General features: G+C 39.4%; 2 protein-coding genes. Both read right to left on the bottom strand.

Translation table 11 applies throughout. The annotated features are described in order from the left end of the window. A partial coding sequence (locus tag A9G37_RS09830) for an IS30 family transposase (RefSeq protein ID WP_141671167.1) occupies window positions 1-408 on the bottom strand: 408 nt, incomplete at its 3' end. A gap of 13 nt (window positions 409-421) precedes the next feature. Beyond that, a complete protein-coding gene (locus tag A9G37_RS13675; RefSeq protein ID WP_141670356.1) occupies window positions 422-502 on the bottom strand; it encodes an integrase core domain-containing protein in 81 nt (26 codons plus the stop codon). Window positions 503-505 lie beyond the last annotated feature (3 nt).

Genomic DNA, 505 nt, shown 5'->3' with positions numbered 1-505 from the left:
GGTTCCATTATCAAAGGTGATGCTTTTAACCATTTTTTTAAACGGCGTTAGCAATTTTATTATCATATCTCTCGTTTCGGAGGCGGTACGTTGATTGAGGCGCCCAATTAATACTAGCCCTGTTTTGCGTTCAACTAATGTCACCAATGCTTGCTTGTCTTTATGGCTAATAATCGTATCGCCCTCCCAATGTCCTCGCGTTTTCCGGCTTTCTACATAACTTGGACGTTGTTTAATTGACCGTTTATAACGGCGGTCTCCTTCTTTAATACTCGGTGCCTTACAATGCCTATAGGCTTTGCCTTTTCGCCTTAGATAAGGTTTGAATTGTTCATAGCGCGCTTTATTTTGATAAAGATAGTTATAGATTGATTGGACGCTTGTAAATGCCCCAAACTTAGTACACAACTCACGTAGAAAATTAAGCTGCTTGTTTTAGTGTTTTATACTCAATCGGTGTCATGTTATTTAATGCCTCATGCGGTCTTTCGGTGTTATAAATCGT

The organism is Gilliamella sp. GillExp13 (assembly GCF_001690815.1).
Lineage (GTDB): Bacteria > Pseudomonadota > Gammaproteobacteria > Enterobacterales > Orbaceae > Gilliamella > Gilliamella bombi.
Note: the sequence above shows the minus strand (reverse complement) of the source record. Positions and strands in the feature narration are given on the sequence as shown.